The sequence below is a fragment of the Winogradskyella poriferorum genome (assembly GCF_050618035.1).
Taxonomy (GTDB): Bacteria; Bacteroidota; Bacteroidia; order Flavobacteriales; family Flavobacteriaceae; genus Winogradskyella; species Winogradskyella poriferorum_A.
The window spans coordinates 1-218 of sequence record NZ_JBODPY010000260.1 but is presented as its reverse complement, the minus strand read 5'-3'; the positions used below and the strand labels follow the sequence as shown (position 1 = coordinate 218).

The 218-nt window shown below is 28.4% G+C and carries 1 pseudogene; it reads left to right on the top strand.

Annotation, left to right across the window (positions count from 1 at the left end):
* Positions 1-212: pseudogene (locus ACRHOC_RS15690) on the top strand (1-aminocyclopropane-1-carboxylate deaminase/D-cysteine desulfhydrase); the annotation flags it as partial.
* Between the last annotated feature and the right edge of the window lie 6 nt (positions 213-218).

Below are 218 nucleotides of genomic sequence, written 5' to 3'. Positions count from 1 at the left end.
TTACGTTTATTAATCAGTTTAAGGCGGATCATAATATACAACTAGATCCAATTTACACTGGTAGGATGATGTATGGGTTATTCGATTTAATAAATAAAAATTATTTCCCAAAAGGTGCAAAAATACTTGTAATTCATACTGGTGGCTTACAAGGTATAGATGGAATGAAGTTAAAATTGAAACAAAAAAAATTGCCCCTAAAAGAATTATGAAAGTTT